This is a genomic window from Leptospira mtsangambouensis (assembly GCF_004770475.1).
Lineage (GTDB): Bacteria > Spirochaetota > Leptospiria > Leptospirales > Leptospiraceae > Leptospira_A > Leptospira_A mtsangambouensis.
In genome coordinates, this window is record NZ_RQHK01000015.1 from 39,378 (window position 1) to 60,454 (window position 21,077).

The window sequence follows — 21,077 nt, forward strand, 5'->3', positions numbered from 1 at the left end:
CCCTTTATGATTCTAAAATTTGTAAGATTACATTTGGTATTGAAGAAAGGCCTGCTTGTTTTTCGACTGCACCTAATACAAAAGCTTCTTTTGGCATTCCATACACAACACTAGAGTCTTCATCTTGGCCTATGGTTCTACCACCAGCATCTTTTATTGCCTTTAAGCCAGCTGCTCCGTCTCTTCCCATACCTGTCAATAGTATCGCCAAACAATTGTTACTCATTTTTCCCTGCGAAATGGAGTTAAAAAGAACATCGACTGAAGGTCGGTGTCCACTAACTTTATCGAATACTTCTAATTCCAAATAATATCGACCAGCCAAGCGACGGACAAGTAAATGTTGATCCCCAGGAGCAAGATAGACGTGGCCTGTCTCAAGGATATCACCATGGGCCGCTTCTTTGACGGGTAGTCCCGTTGTTTGATTCAGACGTTGTGCAAACAAAGTGGTAAAATGTTCAGGCATATGTTGAACTACAACAATGGGGGGGAGGTCATTCGGTAATTGGTGTAAGATGAAATCTAAGGCTTGGGTTCCTCCTGTGGAGGCACCGATTGCGATTAATTTAATATTTGTTTGTTTTCCCTTAAGCCCTGTTAGTTTATTAGTAAGGGTTGGAGTGACATATTGTTTAGGCTTGGTAAGGATTCCTAGTTTTTTGATTTTGAATGTTAGTTCTTCTAACATTCTTAAAAAATCTGATTCTGTTCCATCTGGCTTTCTTACAAAATCCATTGCACCTCGTTGGAGGGCTTGGATCGTTGCATTGGCACCAGTGACAGTGTATGTGCTTAACATAATCACGGGAGTAGGAAAATTAGGTATCAGCCAGTCTAAAAATTCTATACCAGTCATTCCGGGCATGTCAACATCCAAACTAATCACATCTGGACGAAGTTGCGGAATTAGTATTTTGGCTTCTAATGCATTTGATGCAGTACCAACAACGTGTATGTCCTTGTTATTTGAAAACATCTCAGACAAAACGTTTCGCACCACATTTTGATCGTCTACAATCAAGAGTTTGATCATGATTCACTTCTGTGCAGTTTCTGAAATATTGATTTAACATCTAAAATTAAACTTACGTTTCCGCTACCTAGAATTGTGAATCCATTTACCCCGCTTGCTTCTTCTAAAATTCCTTGTAATGGTTTGATGACTACATTTTGATTTCCAACTATTTCATCGACTCGAATCCCTAATAACTTCTTCTCATATTCGAGAACAATCATAAGTGGATCCAATCCTTCATAAACAATTTTCTCTCTATGATTTAGAATCTGGTTGATGTCAAAAATTGGGATAAAGGTGCCTCTGACGTCGATGACTTTTTGGTTATCCTCAAGAGGAATTTCTTTTTTTTCCCGCAGGCTTACAAACTCTCTTAGTTCAATGGTTTGGATTGTGAAAAACTTTTTACCAATGCGGACCACCGTTCCTTCCATAATTCCAAGAGAAAGCGGAATCCTTAGAATGAAACTTGTACCTTTCTGTAAGCGACTGTGGATTTCAATTTTACCGCCCATTTTTTCAACATTTTGACGCACAATGTCCATACCGACACCTCTACCAGAAATGTCTGTCACTGCTTCTGCTGTGGATAGACCGGGAACAAAAATCAAGTTATATACTTCTTGGTCTGACAAGTGTTCGGTGTCTCCGCTAAGTATTCCTCTTTCAATTGATTTTTGTATTATTTTTTCACGATTTAATCCTCTGCCGTCATCACGGATCATAACCCATACTTCATTGACAGATTGCCTTGCACTTAGCTGGATGGTACCAACTTCTGCTTTTCCAGATAACATTCTCTCTTCCGTTGTTTCGATTCCATGATCAATTGAATTTCTCAAAATATGAATGATCGGGTCTGCAATTAAATCAACAATGGATTTGTCAATTTCGGTCTCCTCTCCGCTGATGTATAATGCAACTTTTTTGTTTGCCTTTTTCTGCAGGTCGCGAATCAAACGAGACATCTTTTGAAAAACTCCACTAATGGGTATCATCCGAGTTGATAAAGCTACTTCTTGTAAATCTAATACGATTTTGTGGAGACGATTGATAGAAGAATTGAAATCTTCATTCCGAAGAGATTTAAGAAGAGGGTGTTGTGTTACATTCGACTCAGCAATCACCAACTCTCCTACTAAATCCATAAGCGCATCCAACTTTTCATTTGCTACTTTGATTTCTTTTTTCTGAATGTTTGTGGTAGCAGCGATTGGTTCTTTATCTAATTGTGTTTTCGCAGGTTTCAGTATTTCTGTCGTTTTTTGATCTTTGATATTTGTTTTGGATTCTGCAAAGGTTGGATTAGGTGAGTTATCAAAAATTTCAAAAGCGGGTTTTTTTATTGCTATAATAGGCTCAGCATTGAGTTCTTCTTCGCCAAATATTTCAAAACTTTTTTTCTTTTTTGGTGTAACAATTTCTTCTACTGTTCCGAAAGTTTCCGCATTTAATTGTTTAATCTCACGTTTTAAAACTTCAATGATTGCTTCGGATTCATCATCTAATTCTGGATTTGATTTTGTTTCATCTACTTTATGCAATAGTCTTCGCAATTGATCACATGTGTTGATGAGTACTTGGCAAATATCTTCACTCGGAAGTTTTTTTTCTTTGCGCAAAATATCCATCAAAGTTTCTGCTTCATGAGATATTTTGACTAAACTTTCTAGTTTTAATAATCCGGTTGAACCCTTAAAGGTATGAACCGCACGAAACAGGTTGTTAATAAGATCTTCATCGTATTCACCTGATTGATCATTGATTCCTTCTATTGAAAGAATCAATGATTCGCAAACTTCAATAAGTTCAAACCCTTCGGGGATAAAATCGAGTAAGAGTTGTTCTCTTCCCATAACTCAACTCAAAATTTTTCTGTCAGAGCATTATGTTCGATTCCTGAACCAAAACCATTAGAAGACTTATTGTTTTTTCCAAATTCGGCTGCAATGTTTTTCAGGTCACCAGGTATGTTTGTGATATTTTTAGTTTGCTTTGATATTGCAATTTTTTCCTTATCTACTTTTACAAGTGTTCCCATAATTTCCATTAGGTGACCTGATTGTTGTTTGAGTTCATTTGATGTGGCTGCTAATTCTTCAGAAGAGGAGGCAGCAATTTGTGTGGTTTGGTCCATCTGGGTCATTGCCAACGAAATCTGATTGATACCTGAGGATTGTTCCCTTGATGCATCTGCAATTGAAGAAACTAGTTCTGCTGTTTTACTAATGCTTGGGACAATTTCTTCGATAACTTTTCCCGCTTCTTCGGCAAGCGAAACGCTGTTAAACGAAAGTTGGTTGATTTCTTGGGCCGCGACTTGGCTTCTTTCTGCAAGTTTTCTTACTTCATCTGCAACAACAGCAAATCCTTTTCCATGTTTACCTGCTCGTGCAGCTTCAATTGCTGCATTGAGAGCAAGTAAATTGGTTTGATAGGCGATTTCTTCAATGATTTTAATCTTGGAGGAAATATTTTTCATAGCATCTAATGTTTTAAATACAGATTCCCTCCCTTTGGTTGTTTCATTTGCTGATTGGGATGCAATTTCATTCGTTTCAATTGCTGCTTGCGAATTTTGTGATACAGAAGATGACATCTCTTCGATAGAAGCTGTTGATTCCTCAATTGATGCTGCTTGTTCACTCGCTCCTTGGCTAAGAGAATAGGCTGTGGCTGATACCTGTTCTGCAGCAGTGGATACGGTTGTTGCAATTTCTACAGCTGAGTTTAGAGCCTTGGTAATGCTAACAATGATCCATATGGCTATAAGAATAGAAACCACTGCCGAAACAACAAACAGTGCTGACATAAAGATAAAAACGTTTTGATAATACTCGTCAGTAAGTCGATTGGCTTCATTTATTTCGTTGGTGACCGTCAATGCAATTTCATCTGCAATTTTATCAAATTTATCAGCGGCCGGACGACCTTTCCCATTGGATATATCTTGAGCTTGTTGTGTTTGATTTTTTAGAGCGACAACTTTTACCAGTTCAAATGCATCAGAGTATTCTTTGTATGCAGCTTTAAGCTCTTGTAACTTCTGTTTGTCCTTTTGGTTGCTTAGTTTTTCTAAATTTTCAATATAGCTGAGTAGTTCTTCAGTGTAACGAGCTTTGTCGCTTAACCTTTTGTTCATCAATTCTGTTGTTTGGTCAAGTATTAGATTTTTTTCTGCCCGAGTAATCCATAGGAATTTTGCCCTGATTTTTTCCGAAAGTTGAACTTTTGGTGAATAGATTAATACTATATCAGTAACTTTATTATTAAAAATATTAACGCTGTAAATTCCTGATCCAGTGCCAATTCCAATAAAAAAAATTAGCAAACTGAATCCGAGAATCAATTTTCCTTTGACTGTCATGGAGTTTAAATTAAACATATTTGGTTCCTTGTATTAAGATTGATTGCTAATTGCTGCATCTAACGCTAGTTTGTCTTCATCTTTGAGTAGTTTTTCAATATTTAATAAAACTTTGACTTCATCACTAACCTTTGCAATTGATTTGATAAACTGGTTTCCTTGGTGTTCTCCAAACTTAGGAGCTTCCTCCATGTTGTTAGGTGCTATTTTGATAACTTCTTTGACTGTATCAACAATTAGTCCTATTAATTGTTGGTTTACGCTGAGGATAATTACACAGGTTTTGTCATTATATCCAATTGATTGCATTCTAAAACGATCGCGAACATCAATCAAAGCGATCACTTTGCCTCTTAGGTTAATAACACCTTTGATAAAGGTGGGCATGTCAGGTATTTCAGTAATGTTTTGCATTCCAACAATTTCTGTGATAAATTTGATTTCGATTCCGTAACTTCGGTCAGCAAGAGAGAAGATTAGATAACGACCATCCAAAGTGTCTTCGTCATCATAATCGTCGTTTTCATCTGAGAGAGGTTCTATTTCAAGGTTATTCATTTTCTCACCTTTGTCTTAGCGAAGATTCATACACTTGAATGTATGTAAATCATAAAAATAGAATTGTTCCAATTTAAGGAACAAGATCAAACTCTAATGAAACTGAAACTTCAGAAGACTGATCATTATAAATATTGGATTCCAAAACATTGAAGTATATTTTTGCATTCATATCTTCTAATATTTTTTTTACAATCGGTAGTCCAAGGCCGAGTCCAAATTCTTCTTTTGAATAACGTTCATCCACATATTTGTTTACTCGATAGAATGGCTGAAATAAAATGATTTCTTCTGATTTTTTAAAATCAATTTGTTGAATGGATTGATCCATTGGTGCATTTAATATTTTAAGAGAAAACTTTTCTCCCGCTTTCATAAAGAGAATATAGATGCTGGAACCTTCCTGTCCGTACTTCATCGCATTGATGAGTAATTCTCGAATTGCTGTTCTTAAAAGTTTGAAATGACAGTGGAATTTATTTTCAGTATTTGTTTGTAAATTTGAAATATGAAACTTCTGGTTTTTGATAGCAGTCATATCGGAAAGATAAGTTACTTCATCTTGGATCATATTTCGAAAGTCTTTTAAGGTTGCTGTTTCTGCTTGTGCTGCGCTACCTTCGAACACGATTTGTGCTTCCGCTAAGGTTTGGACTAACTTTTTTGTACTACTAAAGTTTTCTTCTAACAATTCATAAATCGTGGATGGGATGATGTGCTGATTCCCTTCTTTTTTTGCTTTCCTGAGTAGGGAACCGACAGTGGTAACAAGAGCTCCTAATCCCGATCCTTGCATTAAAGAAGTGTTTAGATTTGGGAGAGCTTTTTCCATCCAATCTCTATGATTGCCTTTACCTTCAATTTCATGCCGCCAGTTGAAGATTTTAATGATTTCTTTGTGCAAATTTTCTTCGTAGTGAACAACGGATTTTTCAATTTCAGATAAATCTCTATCTGTTGGTTCTTTGATTTCTATAGCAGAAAACAAAACAAATTTTTCTGACTGATTAGGCAACGAGATAGGTGAAAGTTTAATCACCAATTGGAATTTCGGAAAGGAATAATGTGTAGCAAACGAAGTTCCAGAATTGATCACTTGAGAAAAAGTATCTGCGAGTGTCCTTAAGGATTCAGGGATTAAATCTAGAAAAGATTTTCCTATACTATCGTTACTGATTCCCCATGGATTTGTGGGAGAGGCAATTGCTACTAAGATATGGCCACTTTCCGAAAGAAGAACATAGTTCCCTTCTGGAAGAGAAGTAAACAAGGCATTAGCATATTCTTTAAACGTGGTTTCTGTGGACATCCCTTCCATTTTTCCTACTAACCCAAAATTTGAATTCGCTGTGAACAGTTTTTACTTATAACATAAATACGAATAAATACAATTAAATACGAGACGTTGTATGAAAAAAAGTTCATAAATACTGTTCCGAGTTTGAACATGATACTATGTCGTATCTTTACTGATATTTGCCGGTAAATAACTTTGCCCATTCATTTGGAGTGGAATTTTTCAAAGAGAATATATTGTAAAATTAATTTAGAATATAAGGAGCATTGAAAGTTTTTCACGAATCACTTTTGATTTTCCTCCATTACGTTGTTGCAATTGTGGATGGTATCTTTGATAAAAAAGTATTCTTTCGAGAATATTCGAGGTCACTTGATTAATTCTGTGAAAGTTTCTGTTGGCGATATGATGACGCACAAATCTTTCTATCTCCCGTTTTATATTCATTTAAAGAAAATATATGATACAGTGCAATATGGGTCTAAAATTAAATCTAAGCTGAAATTATTATACAGATAAATATTGCCTTGCACTTGTTGGTTTTCAGTAAGAGATTGAAAGGTTAAATTATTTTTCTCCTTATCTTTTTGTGTATTAATTGTGGTTAGTTGGTTTATGGATAGTGTTTTGTGTCGAAACATTCGCTACGAGAAATGTATCACTGTAAATTTAAATTAGTTTTTCTCTCCAGATTCCCGTCCCAGGAAGACAGCATAAAATCTATCAAGTAACATCCTTTCATAGAATATTAAGTTCTTTCTAGTGGAGGATAACTTGAAGACAAATAGAATATGGAAAAATAAAACAATTACAAAGACGTTATTAATTTTGTTCACGGTAATGTTTGCCTTTGTTTTGGTAAATTGTTCTGAGGGAAAAAAAGAAGATACATCGAGTGCATTACTTGCACCGCTGCTGTTCTTAACTTATACGGCAAACCCTGATTTACCTGAACCAGCATTGAATTCTGTGAATTTAACGATTGGAAATGATAAGTTTACAAAGACAATCGGTGTTTGTAGAGGTGATTTTGGTGTAGATGATAATGTAATGATTCCTGGAAATGATTTCTCTTTACCATCATTCTTTCTTCATAAAGTAGATTTTACTAAAACTAGTGATGTCTCTGTAACTCCTGCAGGTAGTTTTCTGTTAAACGTGGATACGCAAAACGGTAGTTACGATCCAGTATTATCTTGCCCTGTTAAGATTATGGAAAACTCGGCTACGGTGTATGATATCCAGGTAAAAGATTGCCTTGTCGATAAAATTGTTGGTGCTGTAACACCACCAACTAACATCATTTCGTTTCGCGTAAGATGTACGAAAGGTCTATAAAAAAAACAGAAAGTTTATCCATAAGAGAATTATGGTATAGTTGAAATTTAGTTTCGATACATCGGTTTCGATGTATCGGTTATAAAAACAAAGGGTAGTTTTGTGGCAATAATTCAAATTCTTAAGTCAAGTGGTCTTGTTTTGCTTCTTTCTTTATCTATATTCTTAAATTGTAGGAATGAAAAGAGTTCTGATAAAGAGGGGGTGCTAGAGTCTTATGCATTGTTGTTAGGTTCTATTACGCCTCTTTCGGAAATTACGGATGCAGATTGTACGGACCCTGCGCCTGCTTTTGTTACTCTTGGCCAGGCAGGAACAACTACAACTTGTGCCAATTGTCATAATGTTAGTAACGCTAACGCTGGTTTTGACATCACTTCATATAACAGCACTAAAAATAGAATCACCATTGGAAATCCAAGGGGAAGTTTGTTATATAATAAAATTAATACGGGATCGATGCGTATATACAATACAAATTCAATCAATAAAGCCGTCTATTGTTGGACGCTTAAGGGTGCAAACCCCTGATTCCTTTTTATATAAAGAGTTTGTTTCTTCTTTTGTGGATCGTTGTAGCAACCAACCTTTATGCTGACAAAAAAATCAAAGAATTGGTCGTAAAAGAAGCAAAAATCCAATTTATAAGTGAAGCACCTCAGGAAACGATTCGAGGTAACGTAACAAAAGTTTTTGGGTCTGCAAATTTAGAAACGAAAAAAGTCTCCATTCAAATCGATTTGAAAGCGTTAAATATTCCGAGTCGGATGATGAATCGTCACATGCACGAGAACTATCTCGAAACGGAACTATATCCAAACACAAACTTTGTTGGAGTAATTAAAAGATGGGATATTAAATCTAAAATTGTGGAAATTGAAGGAGACCTCACTCTCCACGGAGTCACTAAAAAGAAATTTAAGATACAAGGAAACATTGAAGAAACTGAAAAAGATTTTTTGATTCGTTCGAATTTCGAAATCCATCTTGCAGATTTTAAAATCGAAGTACCAAAGTTAGTGATTTTAAAACTAAACGATACGATCCAAATCGAATCTGAAATTTTATGGAAGGATCAAGAATGAATTATTGTTTTTTTAATTTAATTTTTTCACTCATTTCCCTTTCGTTTGTATTACCAGTTTACTCTCAAGAACTAAGGAAAACTGCTTTTTTAGGAACTAGTTTGATTCATATGCCGAGTACGGAAGACGTCGGAAAAAACGGAATTGATTTTCGATTCAATCACCGCTTTGGAGATGCAAAGTCTACTTCTTATGATTTTTTTGGTTTGGATCAAGGTGCCAATACGCAGCTCTCTTTGGATTATGGAGTTACAGATCGAATCACCGTTGGAATAGCTAGAACTTCATTTCAGAAAACTTATGAAGCTAGATCTAAGGTGCGTTTGTTGACTCAGGATTCTGATTTTCCTTTGACGATTAGTGTATTCGGCGTTTTTGGTCAGGAAACTTCAAAACAAGAACAATTTTTTGGTCCACATCTTCGCCCTACGACAGGAATTCCTACTTTGGATACAAATCTTGAAAAACAATTAAACACTTATGAATTGAGTGATACGGATCGACAAAGTACTTTATCTTCAATATTGATTTCGAGAAGATTCAATGACTTTCTTTCGATTCAGATATCTCCCATGTTTGTTCACCGAAATTACGTAAAAGAACATCTATCCAATGATCGAACAGGTTTAGATCTGTCTTTTCGTTTCCATTTTTTTAAACGATTAGACTTAACGTTTGCAACAATTTTGACTCCCAAAAGGGATTACATCGGTGATTCTTATGAAAGCGAGGATCGTAAAACAAAAATCGGTGGTATGGAATATTCCGTTTCTGAAGTGAATGATTTGATCGCAAAGGGAAGGTCGGTCGATGCTTTTGTAAACAACGTACTTCTCTCTAAGCCTGTGGAATATACTTCTGTTCCATTTAGTACGGGAATTGATTTCGAAACAGGAGGCCATATCTTTCAGTTTTTTGTCACAAACAGCCGCGCAATTGCGCACACGCAACTACTTCGAGGTGCCGATTACAATTACGATAAAAAAGAATGGACCATCGGTTTTAACATCCATCGTTATTTTTCTTTATAAAACTGATTCAATTTTAGTTTAGTATGGAAGTCATTGGAGAATATCTCTCGCAGTTTTGACTTCCGATGATGGTTCAATTTTTTTATTCTAACCTGGCTCGATTTGCAAAGATAAAAGTATTAAAATTTCCGTTTTCGTCCTCGATCCAAACTATACTTTGTAATGCAACGCATGTATATTCATTCACTTGGGGATTAAAGGTTGAAGAAACAGAAATAATTCCTTCAGGCAATGGGAGGCCGTCTGCGGGGTCCCAAAGATATTCGAATGCATCAAAACCTAACAATCCCCCTGTATTATGATCAAAGCCCTCGACACTTATATTCGCAAAAGTAATGCCATTACCATGTTTGTATTTTGCTTTAAAATTCCACTGTCCAGCTACATTCGTTACTTCAATACAGTGTCCGTTACAATCTCCAATGGTAGTTGGGGCAAGAATAGCTCCAAAACAATCACGATTGTGCGAGAAATTGATTTCTTTGGCAGAAGATCCAAATTCATTTCTTGCCACGAGAATTAGTTTTTGTTTTAGATTGGACCGATGGATAAAACTAAACCAAATCGTTCCTCCAGGATTTGGAGTAGCCGGAGTTAACGTTTTAAAGTTTGTTGCATTCACTACTGTCCCATCAGGTTCTAATCTTAAGTTTCTTTTTCCTATATACGCTGTAATCGTTGTTTGGTTATGAACCGGTAATTGGAAACTAATGTTATCTATTAAAATTTTTCCGAAAATTCCGAATTGGTCATCTGCTAAAGGAGCATTGTTCACATGGATTTGCGGATCATTCAGTATGGGGGCATTTAACGGTTGACCAGGATTGGCGGGCGGACCAACAACAGGTGGGATGGGTGGCAACAATCCTCCTCCTGGCTGGTCGTTGTCAGAGTTTGTGGATGTCTGAGTGCCCGATGCCAAACCCAAGAGTCCAAGTGTATTTGCTTTGTCTGAATTTTTTTCTTCCTTTGCACAATTGATAAACAAAGGAAAAAGAAATAGAATAAAATAGAAAAATGTTAAATAAAACATTCGTATTAATGATTTTTTTTTTATAAAATAGAATAAACTGTTCACCAGATCTTTTGCCTTAAACATCAGAAATTCTCCAAAGCCAATTGAAAAAATTATATTAATAATCAATTCTATTCTAATTCGCTTTGAATTTTCTGTCATCCTGGGACGGGAATCAGGAATAAAATTTTGACTTTTTGGGAATCGAAACATGTATCTAGTTTTAGAATCTAGACACATGTGTAAAAAAAAAGCTACACCAGTGGATTCGGAAATTTATTTTTTGTTATATGGAATCAGAAATAGAAGTTTTTCGTCTGAATTCTGAAGCAGTAATTTTTAGTTCTTTTTTGAATGCTTCGTAAAAACTGGAAAGTGATTTATACCCAACTTCAAAACCAATTTCACTTATATTTTTTTCTGGGTATTTGAGTAAAAGATCTTTCGCCTCTTTGATCCTATAACTGTGCAAAAAGGAGTTAAATGTTGTTTGTTTTCTTCCGTTTAAAAATTCAGAAAGTTGCCTTGGGTGTAACTCCAATTCTTCGGCTAGAATTTCGAGAGATAAATCTTCATTCAAATAAATTTTTTCAATTTCCATTAAATGAGATAGCCGACTTTGAACTCGTTCCAAATCCACTTGTAATAAACGAGACTTTGTGTATTTTTGTTGGTCTCCTCTTTGGTAAGTGCTTGCAAAAAGAGAATGTCTTTCTAGTGCCAAACGCAAACGATCTTCCGAAATAGGTTTTGGGATAAAGTCAATGACACCATATTCAAATGCTCTGATTGCATTGTTAGTGTTTGCGGAGACTACAATGGTATTGGTAAAAAGAGTAGGGATCCTCTCTAAAATATCAAAACCGTCGAATCCAAAAATATTAAGATCTAAAAAAAGAAGATTGGCTGGAGATTGTTTTAATTCATTATCAGCTTCATCAATGGAAGTCACATGTTTAATTTCACTTGTCGCAGATTCTAAAATTATATGCAATAATTTGGTTAGAAATTTTGCGTGAACTGGCTCATCTTCTAATATCAATATTTTCATTTTAGATGATCTGAATTTGGATGATAACTCGGTATCCTTTTTTAGACTTTCCATGTACTAAAGACCACTTTCCCGAAAAGGATTCCTCTAATCGGAGTCTGACATATTCCAAACCAGTTCCCGATCCACTCTTTGAAACTTCTGGTTCCTTGGTCTTACAGTGGTTATACACAATAAAACAATAGACTGAAAATAAATTCTCTCCTTTTTTGATGTTTTTTTTAAGGATTACAAAACTCAATTTTGCTTTAATCGAATCTTCGTGAGTAAATGCATTTTCAATGAGAGTGTGGAAAATGAGAGGAGGGATTCCTTCTTTTGGATTGATTCCGATAGTTCTAAACCGATATTCTTTTTCCATACGTAATTTCATGACACCTATATGATACTTACATAATTCGATTTCATCGCCAATGGGAATCAATTGTTTGGAAGCAACTTTCAAGATGATACGAAGTTCTCCAACAACAGAATCTAAAATTTCTGCAGATTTATCTGGGCTTTCAGAAACCCAATATCGGATTGCCGAAAGCGAATTCATCAGAAAATGAGGTTGAATCGTTTTTTTATACAACTCCAATTCCATTCTTTTAGAAAGAATATTGGATCGATAAATGTTTTCTTTTAATGAAACGGTCTGCTCCAATTCAATTTTTTGTTTTTCAACTGTTGCATATAGGTTAGAGTATTTTTTTGATAAGAAAAAGGACTGAGAGAAAAATAAAACAAATGTACCTAGTGGACCATATACTTCGGTTTTTATGATGTTTTTTTCAAATAAAATATCATTTAAAACAGTTAGAAATAAAAAGAGAAAGCCCAATAAAAAACCGGCTGCATTTTCTCTTTTGTTTGTTAACGCCTTGAATAAAATCCAAAAAGTGTAAATACAACAAAATAACATTGTGATTTCGGCTGGGAATAATGTTTCCTCTATCCATGTTGATTCTGAAAATATAACAAAGATGGAGAATGAAAAAAATATAAATTGGAATATGTAATAAGGTTTTTTGTCGATTTCACTTGGGAAAACTTTGCCTATAAAACTTAGTAAAAATGGAAAAGTTAAATAAACAGACAGAAAAAAAATCTTAATTAACCATCTCCATTCAAAATCGGGAAATAATATTAGTAAAAAGAATTCTCCGCTCGTGAATTTATAAACCATGCTGACAAATGAATATAAAGAAAAGTATAGTAGGCTTTGGTCATTTTTCTTTAAAAGGTAAAGTGTAAAATGGTAGAGTGATATTACAAACAAACTTGCGATTAAAAAAATATCCAAGGACAATCGAACTTGTTTTGTTCTGAGCATGGATTCTTGGGTTCCAAATTCAATACTTTGCCTAAAACCTGCGTTTAAAGATTTATAATTTGCAACTTGAAGAATTATTTCTAAGTCTTCGGAAGTTGGTGTAAAAAACACAATTTTAGGTAACCAGTATTCTTTGGTTTCTATTTCAGAGGATCCTACAGTCCCGTTTTCAGAAATTAGAACGTCATTTAAATACATACGATAAGTTGTGAATGCATGTGGGATATAAAACGAAAATTGCCCATTGATAAATGATTTTGGCAAAGTTAATTGTAGGCGAAATGTGCTGAAGCTTTGAGGTGAATAAACTTTTCCTTCCCGTTTTATCTCATTCCAAAATCCCGGAAGAACCAAAGTATCATTCGCTAATATTGAACTATTTTTTTTTATTTCTTCTGAACTCAGAAGTTTTTGATAATAGAAATCCCATTCGCCATCTAATTTAATGGAAGTTTGGTTTTGCAACATGGCCTCAGTCAGAACTATTTTTCCGGCTTTTGCTTTCGGTAAACTACTGTTATCTGGTTTATTTTGACATGAAATCAGAAGTAAAACTACGGTAATTTTTTTTATGTGGTCAATAGCCCTACGGGAAATCCTTGGATTTGAATCATCAGTTTTCATTGGTGATTGAAAGAGAGAATTTAACAACCCGATTACACTCCAGATTCCCGTCCCAGGAAGACAGACTTCGTCTTTTGAATTAAATTACAACTTATGATATTCTTTCCTAAGAAGCAAACCAATATTGTAAATATATTATTGAGTTTCTTTTTGATCCTTTTTACTTTACGATGTGCGCCATCCAAATTAAACGGAGCTTGTGATCCAGAAAGTGAGAATTTCCTTTTTTCCGCATTATTAGAGTTTGGTTCTTCAGATGGAAAATTTTTGTGTCCTATGTTTTCAGGTATTACTCCTCTGCGATTGGATTATGGAACAGATTTCCTTGTGTTTAAACAAGATGAACCTATCAGTAACTTAAAGCCTTTTGTTTCTGAACCAATAGATCATTGTGAATCAACACCTCAGTTGCCCTCTGGTGTAATTTTAAATAAAAATAATTGTGAGATATCGGGAACACCTTCTGTGGGGTTGAATGCAACCAAATATTTAATCACAGCAAAAAATCAAAATAAACAAATAACAACGCCTTTGGTGATTAAATCATTGTTTATACCTAAATTTGTATTTGTTGCTAATCTTGGGTCTGGGTTGATTAACTCGTTTACGATTGATGCAAATACAGGAGTTTTAAACGCATCTGGTTTTGTCGCTGCAGGAGGAGGACCTGAGTCGATGGCGATTAGCCCCAATCAAAAATTCCTAACAGTAGCCAATCGAAATACAAACAATATTAGCCAGTTTTTAATTAATCCAACTAACGGGAATTTGACTTTAGTGGATACGGTTCTTAGTGGAGGTAATACTCCGATTTCAGTCAATTATCATCCGACAAAAGATTTAATTTATATTCGAAATTCAGATAACTTCTCTATATTTTCTGTCAACCCACTTACTGGAAATGTAACTTTAGTTCATTCGATTCCTATGGCATATGCTAGTGGACATTTTCTCATAGATTATTTTGGAAATTTTCTATATGATGCATTTTACAATGGGAATTTAATAGAGTCTTATCAAATTGATATGATCACTGGATTCCCCAATCCAAACCCGGTTCAGGTGATCCCTTCGGATATTAGGCCCGAAAAAATGACATTTCATGCCAACGGAAAGACATTGTATGTGTCTTTTGATACTGGTAATAACATCTCTACCTATCAAATTGATAGTAATACTGGTTTTATGAGTTCTTTTTTTCCACCAACTCCATCGAGTGGAATCGTTTCTGGTTCCATCGCTACTGATCCCCTGGGGCGGTTTCTGTATAAGACGAATAGAGATACGAATACTATTTCTATGTTTGCAACGAACCCTGTAACTGGTGAGCTGAGTCCTTTACCACCAAATACGATCACCACAGGAACGGAACCTTTGGGAATCACAGTGGATCCATCAGGTAAATTTTTGTACAATACAAATATTGCAAGTGGAACGGTTGGGATATTTTTAATCAATCAGTCTAACGGAAGTTTAACTACGAATGGGACAGCGCCTACAAGCACTAGCCCAGCTGTGATTGTTACCGCAGGATCCAATCCATAAATTTGAAATTGAGCAAATTCGATAAACTTCTGTAAGTTGAGCGTAGAAATCCATTCTGGGATATTTTTTACTGTTTTGTTTCGTATGTCGCTTAATATGCTACATTAAAATGTTTGATTCTAATTTATAACCAGTCTTTGGTGATAAATTTCGTTAAACAGGATCTTACAACTCCGGATTCCCGTCCCCGGACGACAAACTTTTTCTTTTGGATTAGTATGCACACTAAGGGAATCTATCGTGAAAGATCAATTAAATCTATTTCGTTTGTTTTTAAGTTTTTTTTTACTTTTCTTAAATTTTCACTGCAGTCCAGCAAACTTAAATTCTACTTGTGACCCTAATAGCAAAAGTTTTCTAGTATCTGCATTACTTGAGTTTGGTTCCACTGATGGAAAGTTTCTTTGCCCCAGTTTTGGAGGATTAAATCCGTTTCGTTTACACTACGGTTCTGATTTTCTTGTCGTTAGGCAAAATGAACCGATTGGTCCTATCATACCTTTTGCTTCAGAGCAAGTTGAAACCTGTAGTTCCTCACCAAGTTTACCAGCTGGTTTGTCTTTAAATGAATCTTCTTGTGTTATATCAGGTACCCCTCTTGTGGGAATGAATTCAACAAAATATTTGATCACCGCAAATAGTAGCAGTAAACAAACAACAATTTCACTGATCATAAAATCATTGTTTGCACCAAAGTTTGCTTATGTTGTAAATACAAGTTCTGGTTTAGTGAATTCGTATTCAATTAATGCAACAACAGGTTTATTGAATTCAACAGGGTTTGTTGCTGCGGGAGGTGGGCCAGAATCTATGGGCATTAGTCCAAGTCAAAAATACTTAACTGTGCCCAATAGAAGCTCAAATGATATTTCGCAGTTTTCGATTAATCAAACAAATGGAAGTTTAACGAATATTCAAACAATTGCAAGTGGAGGAAGTATCCCACTTGCGATGACCTACCATCCATATAAGGATATAGTATACATTCGGCACTCACTAAATGTAACAACTTTTTTAGTAAATCAAGCTACAGGTCATCTAACATTGATTGGCACAGTTACTGCAAGTACCGGAGCTTCTAGTATTGGCATTGATCCTTTTGGAAATTACCTATATGTTCCTAATTACAATGGTAAGATGATTGATTTATACCAAATAGATCCTGCTTCTGGAATCCCGTATCCTTCTGTAATCCAAACCATCATGAGTGGAGCAAACCCAAGAAACGTAGAAATCATAGCCAATGGAAAAAATTTGTATATTGTCAATGATGTAGATAATAATATTTCGAATTACCAACTGAATTCAAATAGTGGGACCATGAATTTTGTATCATCTACACCGGCCTTGGGCCTTAGTGCTAGGTCTATCATTTCGGATCCAGCTAGTCGATTTGTTTATTTGACATACCAAGGTTCTGATCTGATTTCTGTCTTCGCAATTGATCCAATTAGTGGCAGCTTGATTCCCACGGGAAGTCAATCAATCACCGGTGATGGTCCCACGGGGATTACTATAGATTCTTCCGGAAAGTTTTTGTATGTAACGAATATAAATGCCAATACGGCTGATATGTTTTTAATCAATCAAGTAGATGGTAGTTTGACTTCTGTTGGAAACGTTGGAACGAGTACTATGCCAATTGCAGTTGTGACAGCAGGAACCAATCCATGATGGATTGTTTGTAGCAGTCTTTTCTTTTATGGATAAATAGATATGATATTATCTCTTTAATGTTGATATGTTCGAAAATTGAAACAAATTTGGAAGTCATTTAAGTATTTTTGAAAAATTGAGATTGAAAAAAAGATTCAAGTTTTTGGAAAATTTTAGAACCCTCCCATTTGGTTTTACAAGGGAAGGGTTTCGTTTTGAATCTAGGTAAATCTTTGTTTCTACTTACACTTACGCTATATTTTTATTCTAACCTAACTCTACTATGGAAGAAATCAATACTAAGGGTTCCGTTTCCATCTTCCATTGCAATATTACTTTGTATTTCAAGGCAAATATTATCTTTTCCTTCTTGGTTTAAAGAAGTGGCAACTGTGGTGACTCCAGGTTGTAAAGGAGGATGTGCAGGATCATCCCAAATATAACTGAAGGAATTCGGAACTAGAAGATGTCCTCCCGTCTTTGGGCTCACTCCATAAATTTCAAATTCAAGGTAAGTAATTTCCTCATGTTTGAGTTTTGATTTAAATTCTAATTGCCCAGCGATGTTGGAAATTTCAAAACAATGTGGGTCACAATTGCCAATAATGATTGGAACAAGAGGTGCACCAATGCAGTTTCTATTGTGAGAGAAATCAATCTCCTTAGCTGAAGATCCAAATTCATTTCTTGCCACAAGAATTAGTTTGTGTTTTTGATCAGAAGGAAATTTAAAATTATACCAATATGCACCTCCATTAGGATTCACTGGAGTTAGTGTTCTATAATTTATAGCATTTATAACAGTCCCATCCTGTTCCAGAACCATATTGCGTTTTCCAATATAGGCAGTAACGGTTGTCTGATTATGTACTGGTAGTTGAAAGCTAATATGATCGATTAGAATATTACCATGAAATCCACTCGGATCTTCTGACGCAGGTGCATTGTTTATATGAGTCTGCGGATGATTTAAGATGGGGGCATTCAGCGGTTGTCCTGGAAGAGCAGGTCCACCAACCACTGGAGGGATGGGAGGTAATACTCCCCCTGGATTACTGCTTTCAGAACTTATTAATGTTTGGTTTCCTACTGGTAAACCTAATAATCCGACTGTATCTGATGGGTCTAATTTTTTTCCTTCCTTTGTACAACTGACAAAAGTTAGAGAAACTAATAAACAAAAGTATAAGGTTGTTACAGAAAATATCTTTGTTTTTAATTTTCTGTTTTCTGAGATAAACGAACTAACCAATGAATCATTTGTTCCAAACATCTAATTCTCCTAAGTCGAATGTGTGAGTTTTATTAAGTATCGTTATGATTCTAATTCGTTTTGGTTTTTCTGTCGTCCTAGGACGGGAATCAAGAGTAGGTTTTTTTTTATCAATCAATCAATCTTTCTTTCTTGAGTTTGGTATTTGAATCAGACATTAATGAAATTGTTTGTTTCTGCAGTGCTAGAGATTATTGGGAAAATGAAAGTCCTTTGTCGATATTCTGATGCGGTAATTTTCAGCTCTTTTTTGAAAGCATCATAAAAATTAGAGAGTGATTTGTATCCAACTTCAAATCCAATATCGCTGACTTTTTTCTCGGGAAATTTTTCTAATAGGTATTTGGCTTCTTTGATTCGGTAACTATGTAAAAAAGAACTAAAGTTAGTGCGTTTTTTTTCATTTAAAAATTCAGAAAGTTGTCTTGGGTGTAATTCTAGTTCTTCTGCAAGAACTTCGAGAGATAAATCCTCGTTCTGATAAATTTTTTCTACTTCCATCAGTTGGGATAGACGATTATCGAGCTGGTCTAAGTTTACTTTTAACAATCGTGATTTTGTATTATTTTTGTTTTTTCTTAAGTTGGCATTTGTAAAAAATGAATATCTTTCTAAGGATAATCTTAATCTTTCTTCTGAGGCTGGTTTTGCGAGGAAGTCAATGACACCGTATTCAAAAGCCCTGACTGCATTCTCTGGATTAGCCGAAACAACAATAGTATTGACTGTCTTTTTGGGGAACCTGTCCAAAACTTCGAAACTATCTGAACCGAAAATATTGAGATCTAAAAAAAATAAATCTATAGATGTTTGTTTTAAACAAAGATAAGCCTCCTCCACTGACGCAACATGACTGATTTCAGTAGTAGACAAATCCAAAATATCGTTCAATAACTTAGTTAAATATTTTGCGTGAACTGGTTCATCTTCTAGGATTAATATATTCATTCTAGTTATTTGAGACCGAAATCAATACTCTTGTTTTTCATTTTTTCTATTGGTTTCCATTTTTCTGATGTATATGTTCTTTTTAACTGAGGCAACGATATCCCCTTGGGAATCTACTATGTTGGTTGAAAAAGTGTAATTTGTTTTCCTTTGCTTTGTTAAAAGAGATTTGATATTTTCTATATCACTGTCCGTTACTTCAAATTTTGCATAAACAGATTCCTTGTTTTGTTTGATATAATCAATCTCTGCATGTTTGTCCCAAATCATATAAAGATTTCCTAATCTCTTTATCAATAGGTATACATAGAATGGATCACACATGGAATAGATTGATCCCCCAAAATGAGTTCCCATATACCCTCGAGTAAAAAAATTCATTTTTAATCTTACATCAATTTGGTGGTTTTCTTTGTCATAATTGATCACCCGGATTCCTGATCCTACAAAAGGGCTATATAAGTTGATGGCATATTTAAAACCCAAAAAAAATTCTAGCCACTTCCATTTGGGATCAAGTTGGAATTGATTGGAGTTTTCTTTTCTCATAATCGAGCCTTTTTATTTTCTACTGACTTTCAAAAACAATTTTTCTTTTGTTTGTGCGCACAATCAAAAATCTAATGAATATTGAAAAACGGTTTACTGATTGGTAAACTGTTGACTATTTGGTAAAGATGGCAAGATCGGTAACAGAAAAGAATGATTTGGTTTTTCCATTACTTGAGTTGTTTTGTGAATACGGCGTTGATGGTGTGTCTATTGCTATAGTTTCACAAAAAACTGGTTTAGGAAAAGGAAGTATTTATTATTTTTTCCCAAGTGGAAAGTCTGATATGGTTGAATTTGTTCTGAATCATGCAGAACGCACTCTTTCTGAAAAAATGGCCGTACTTAATGATTATAAAATAAAAGGTAAAAGAGGCATTGATGAGTTTTTAAACTTTTTTGTTAGTGATAAAGTGTTTCTGACTTATATTCATTTTGTAAGCATCTTGGTCTTGTCAAAACAGAAGGAATTATATCTTCATAAAATTAATTTATTTTATGAAGATATGACATCCAAACTTGCAAAAGCCATTGCAAAAGAAGGATATTCACCAAGTAAGGCTTGGAACATTGCAGAAAACGTTACTGTATCCATTTATGGCAGTTATCTTTTTTCTTGTTCTTTAAGTAATGAAAGTTATTTTACCAATCGAATCAAAAAACTCAATAAAATTGTCTCGGAAAATTTAAAAACTAAATCTTAAGTAAAAATGTCTGATTAGAAAACAAATTAAACATAACCTGAGCTTAGATTTTTTTTAGACTATATTTCAATTTCTTATGAGTTGGCAATAATTCTCTATACCAGCTTCATGTGTATGTGTTGGAGAACAATCTGCAGGGTAAACAGTATATGTTGCTCGTTGTTTGCATCCACTGGCACCAAAATTTTTGTTGTCAATTACGTTAACTTTAACATCTCCAACTGGGCAATCAAAATCGTATGCAGCTCTCGCCTTGACCTTATTTGTGACCAATTCGTTAAAACGTTTTTCTCCAACGGGGAAAGAGCCACAGTGAATTAAAAGTAATATAGCCAGAACAAACGGATTTAGTTTTTGAATCATAACCTTTTTCTCTCCTTAGAGTCGTTGCACTCATTCCATTTTAAAGTGGATGAAGAGAACTGTCGTCCTAGGACGGGAATCAGGATGAGAAATTTTTGATTGCTAAAAAAGAGATGGAAGAAATCTGAAAATCCACATATCATGAACAAAAGTTACATTAAGCGACTATAAACTTTAAGGAAAATAATTGTGGTTTCTAAGATTTTTAAAATATATATTTTTTTATGTGTTTTCTTTTCTCTGTTCTCATGTTCAACAGAACCCGTTAAGGAAACCACTTTAGAAAAATCTGAAGTATCCTCTCTGACAAAACGCAATTGGAATCCAGAACCAAAGTGTT

General features: G+C 34.8%; 19 protein-coding genes. 7 read left to right on the forward strand and 12 right to left on the reverse strand.

Annotated elements, in window-relative coordinates; all coding sequences use genetic code 11:
• Positions 1 to 4: 4 nt before the first annotated feature.
• From EHR01_RS10865 to EHR01_RS10885, 5 genes are all read right to left on the reverse strand, one after another.
• On the reverse strand, positions 5 to 1,036 hold the full coding sequence (locus tag EHR01_RS10865) for a protein-glutamate methylesterase/protein-glutamine glutaminase (RefSeq protein WP_135694809.1): 1,032 nt from the start codon (positions 1,034 to 1,036) through the stop codon (positions 5 to 7).
• On the reverse strand, positions 1,033 to 2,874 hold the full coding sequence (locus tag EHR01_RS10870) for a chemotaxis protein CheA (protein WP_135694810.1): 1,842 nt from the start codon (positions 2,872 to 2,874) through the stop codon (positions 1,033 to 1,035). The genes EHR01_RS10865 and EHR01_RS10870 overlap by 4 nt, the downstream gene beginning before the upstream one ends.
• Positions 2,875 to 2,882: 8 nt before the next feature.
• Positions 2,883 to 4,403 (reverse strand): HAMP domain-containing methyl-accepting chemotaxis protein, encoded by a 1,521-nt coding sequence (locus EHR01_RS19420; protein WP_135694811.1) that lies wholly within the window; start codon positions 4,401 to 4,403, stop codon positions 2,883 to 2,885.
• Between the two features lie 15 nt (positions 4,404 to 4,418).
• Positions 4,419 to 4,943, reverse strand: a complete 525-nt coding sequence (locus EHR01_RS10880; RefSeq protein WP_135694812.1) for a chemotaxis protein CheW — start codon at positions 4,941 to 4,943, stop codon at positions 4,419 to 4,421.
• A 73-nt stretch (positions 4,944 to 5,016) separates the two neighbouring features.
• Entirely contained in the window at positions 5,017 to 6,252 is a 1,236-nt protein-coding gene (locus tag EHR01_RS10885) for a sensor histidine kinase (protein WP_135694813.1), read from the reverse strand.
• 762 nt (positions 6,253 to 7,014) lie between these two features.
• Between EHR01_RS10885 and EHR01_RS10890 the strand changes: the two genes are divergently transcribed.
• The 4 genes from EHR01_RS10890 (at position 7,015) to EHR01_RS10905 (ending at position 9,694) form a co-directional block, all read left to right on the forward strand.
• The gene (locus EHR01_RS10890; RefSeq protein ID WP_244310080.1) at positions 7,015 to 7,578 is read left to right on the forward strand and encodes a hypothetical protein; all 564 of its coding nucleotides are present in this window, start codon (positions 7,015 to 7,017) and stop codon (positions 7,576 to 7,578) included.
• 111 nt (positions 7,579 to 7,689) lie between these two features.
• Positions 7,690 to 8,109 carry an LIC11213 family lipoprotein gene (locus EHR01_RS10895; protein ID WP_425269988.1) on the forward strand — a complete coding sequence of 140 codons (420 nt, stop codon included), beginning with the start codon at positions 7,690 to 7,692 and terminating at the stop codon, positions 8,107 to 8,109.
• A gap of 11 nt (positions 8,110 to 8,120) precedes the next feature.
• On the forward strand, positions 8,121 to 8,663 hold the full coding sequence (locus EHR01_RS10900) for a YceI family protein (protein WP_425269989.1): 543 nt from the start codon (positions 8,121 to 8,123) through the stop codon (positions 8,661 to 8,663).
• A complete protein-coding gene (locus tag EHR01_RS10905; RefSeq protein ID WP_135694817.1) occupies positions 8,660 to 9,694 on the forward strand; it encodes a DUF5777 family beta-barrel protein in 1,035 nt (344 codons plus the stop codon). Before EHR01_RS10900 ends, EHR01_RS10905 begins: the two co-directional genes overlap by 4 nt.
• Before the next feature lie 82 nt (positions 9,695 to 9,776).
• On the opposite strand, the gene EHR01_RS10910 is transcribed toward EHR01_RS10905, so the two are convergent.
• The 3 genes from EHR01_RS10910 to EHR01_RS10920 form a co-directional block, all read right to left on the reverse strand.
• Positions 9,777 to 10,793, reverse strand: coding sequence for a hypothetical protein (locus EHR01_RS10910; RefSeq protein WP_135694818.1), 1,017 nt, complete (start codon positions 10,791 to 10,793; stop codon positions 9,777 to 9,779).
• A 202-nt stretch (positions 10,794 to 10,995) separates the two neighbouring features.
• Positions 10,996 to 11,760: a response regulator transcription factor gene (locus tag EHR01_RS10915; protein WP_135694819.1), complete on the reverse strand. Its 765-nt coding sequence runs from the start codon at positions 11,758 to 11,760 to the stop codon at positions 10,996 to 10,998.
• A gap of 1 nt (position 11,761) precedes the next feature.
• Positions 11,762 to 13,699, reverse strand: coding sequence for a sensor histidine kinase (locus EHR01_RS10920; RefSeq protein ID WP_135695071.1), 1,938 nt, complete (start codon positions 13,697 to 13,699; stop codon positions 11,762 to 11,764).
• Between the two features lie 93 nt (positions 13,700 to 13,792).
• Here EHR01_RS10920 and EHR01_RS10925 point away from each other — a divergent pair, with 93 nt between their 5' ends.
• Positions 13,793 to 15,244, forward strand: coding sequence for a lactonase family protein (locus EHR01_RS10925; RefSeq protein WP_135694820.1), 1,452 nt, complete (start codon positions 13,793 to 13,795; stop codon positions 15,242 to 15,244).
• Between the two features lie 240 nt (positions 15,245 to 15,484).
• Positions 15,485 to 16,918, forward strand: a complete 1,434-nt coding sequence (locus EHR01_RS10930; protein WP_135694821.1) for a lactonase family protein — start codon at positions 15,485 to 15,487, stop codon at positions 16,916 to 16,918.
• 244 nt (positions 16,919 to 17,162) lie between these two features.
• On the opposite strand, the gene EHR01_RS10935 is transcribed toward EHR01_RS10930, so the two are convergent.
• The 3 genes from EHR01_RS10935 to EHR01_RS10945 all read right to left on the reverse strand — a co-directional run bounded on the left by EHR01_RS10935 (position 17,163) and on the right by EHR01_RS10945 (position 19,670).
• Positions 17,163 to 18,173, reverse strand: a complete 1,011-nt coding sequence (locus EHR01_RS10935) for a hypothetical protein (RefSeq protein WP_244310083.1) — start codon at positions 18,171 to 18,173, stop codon at positions 17,163 to 17,165.
• Between the two features lie 150 nt (positions 18,174 to 18,323).
• The gene (locus tag EHR01_RS10940) at positions 18,324 to 19,121 is read right to left on the reverse strand and encodes a response regulator transcription factor (protein WP_135694822.1); all 798 of its coding nucleotides are present in this window, start codon (positions 19,119 to 19,121) and stop codon (positions 18,324 to 18,326) included.
• Between the two features lie 21 nt (positions 19,122 to 19,142).
• A complete protein-coding gene (locus EHR01_RS10945) occupies positions 19,143 to 19,670 on the reverse strand; it encodes a DUF4442 domain-containing protein (protein ID WP_135694823.1) in 528 nt (175 codons plus the stop codon).
• A gap of 128 nt (positions 19,671 to 19,798) precedes the next feature.
• On the opposite strand from EHR01_RS10945, the gene EHR01_RS10950 reads away from it, so the two are divergent.
• Positions 19,799 to 20,374 (forward strand): TetR/AcrR family transcriptional regulator, encoded by a 576-nt coding sequence (locus EHR01_RS10950; protein WP_135694824.1) that lies wholly within the window; start codon positions 19,799 to 19,801, stop codon positions 20,372 to 20,374.
• A gap of 66 nt (positions 20,375 to 20,440) precedes the next feature.
• Here the strand turns inward: EHR01_RS10950 and EHR01_RS10955 are convergent, their stop codons facing one another.
• A complete protein-coding gene (locus tag EHR01_RS10955; RefSeq protein ID WP_135694825.1) occupies positions 20,441 to 20,737 on the reverse strand; it encodes a hypothetical protein in 297 nt (98 codons plus the stop codon).
• Positions 20,738 to 21,077 lie beyond the last annotated feature (340 nt).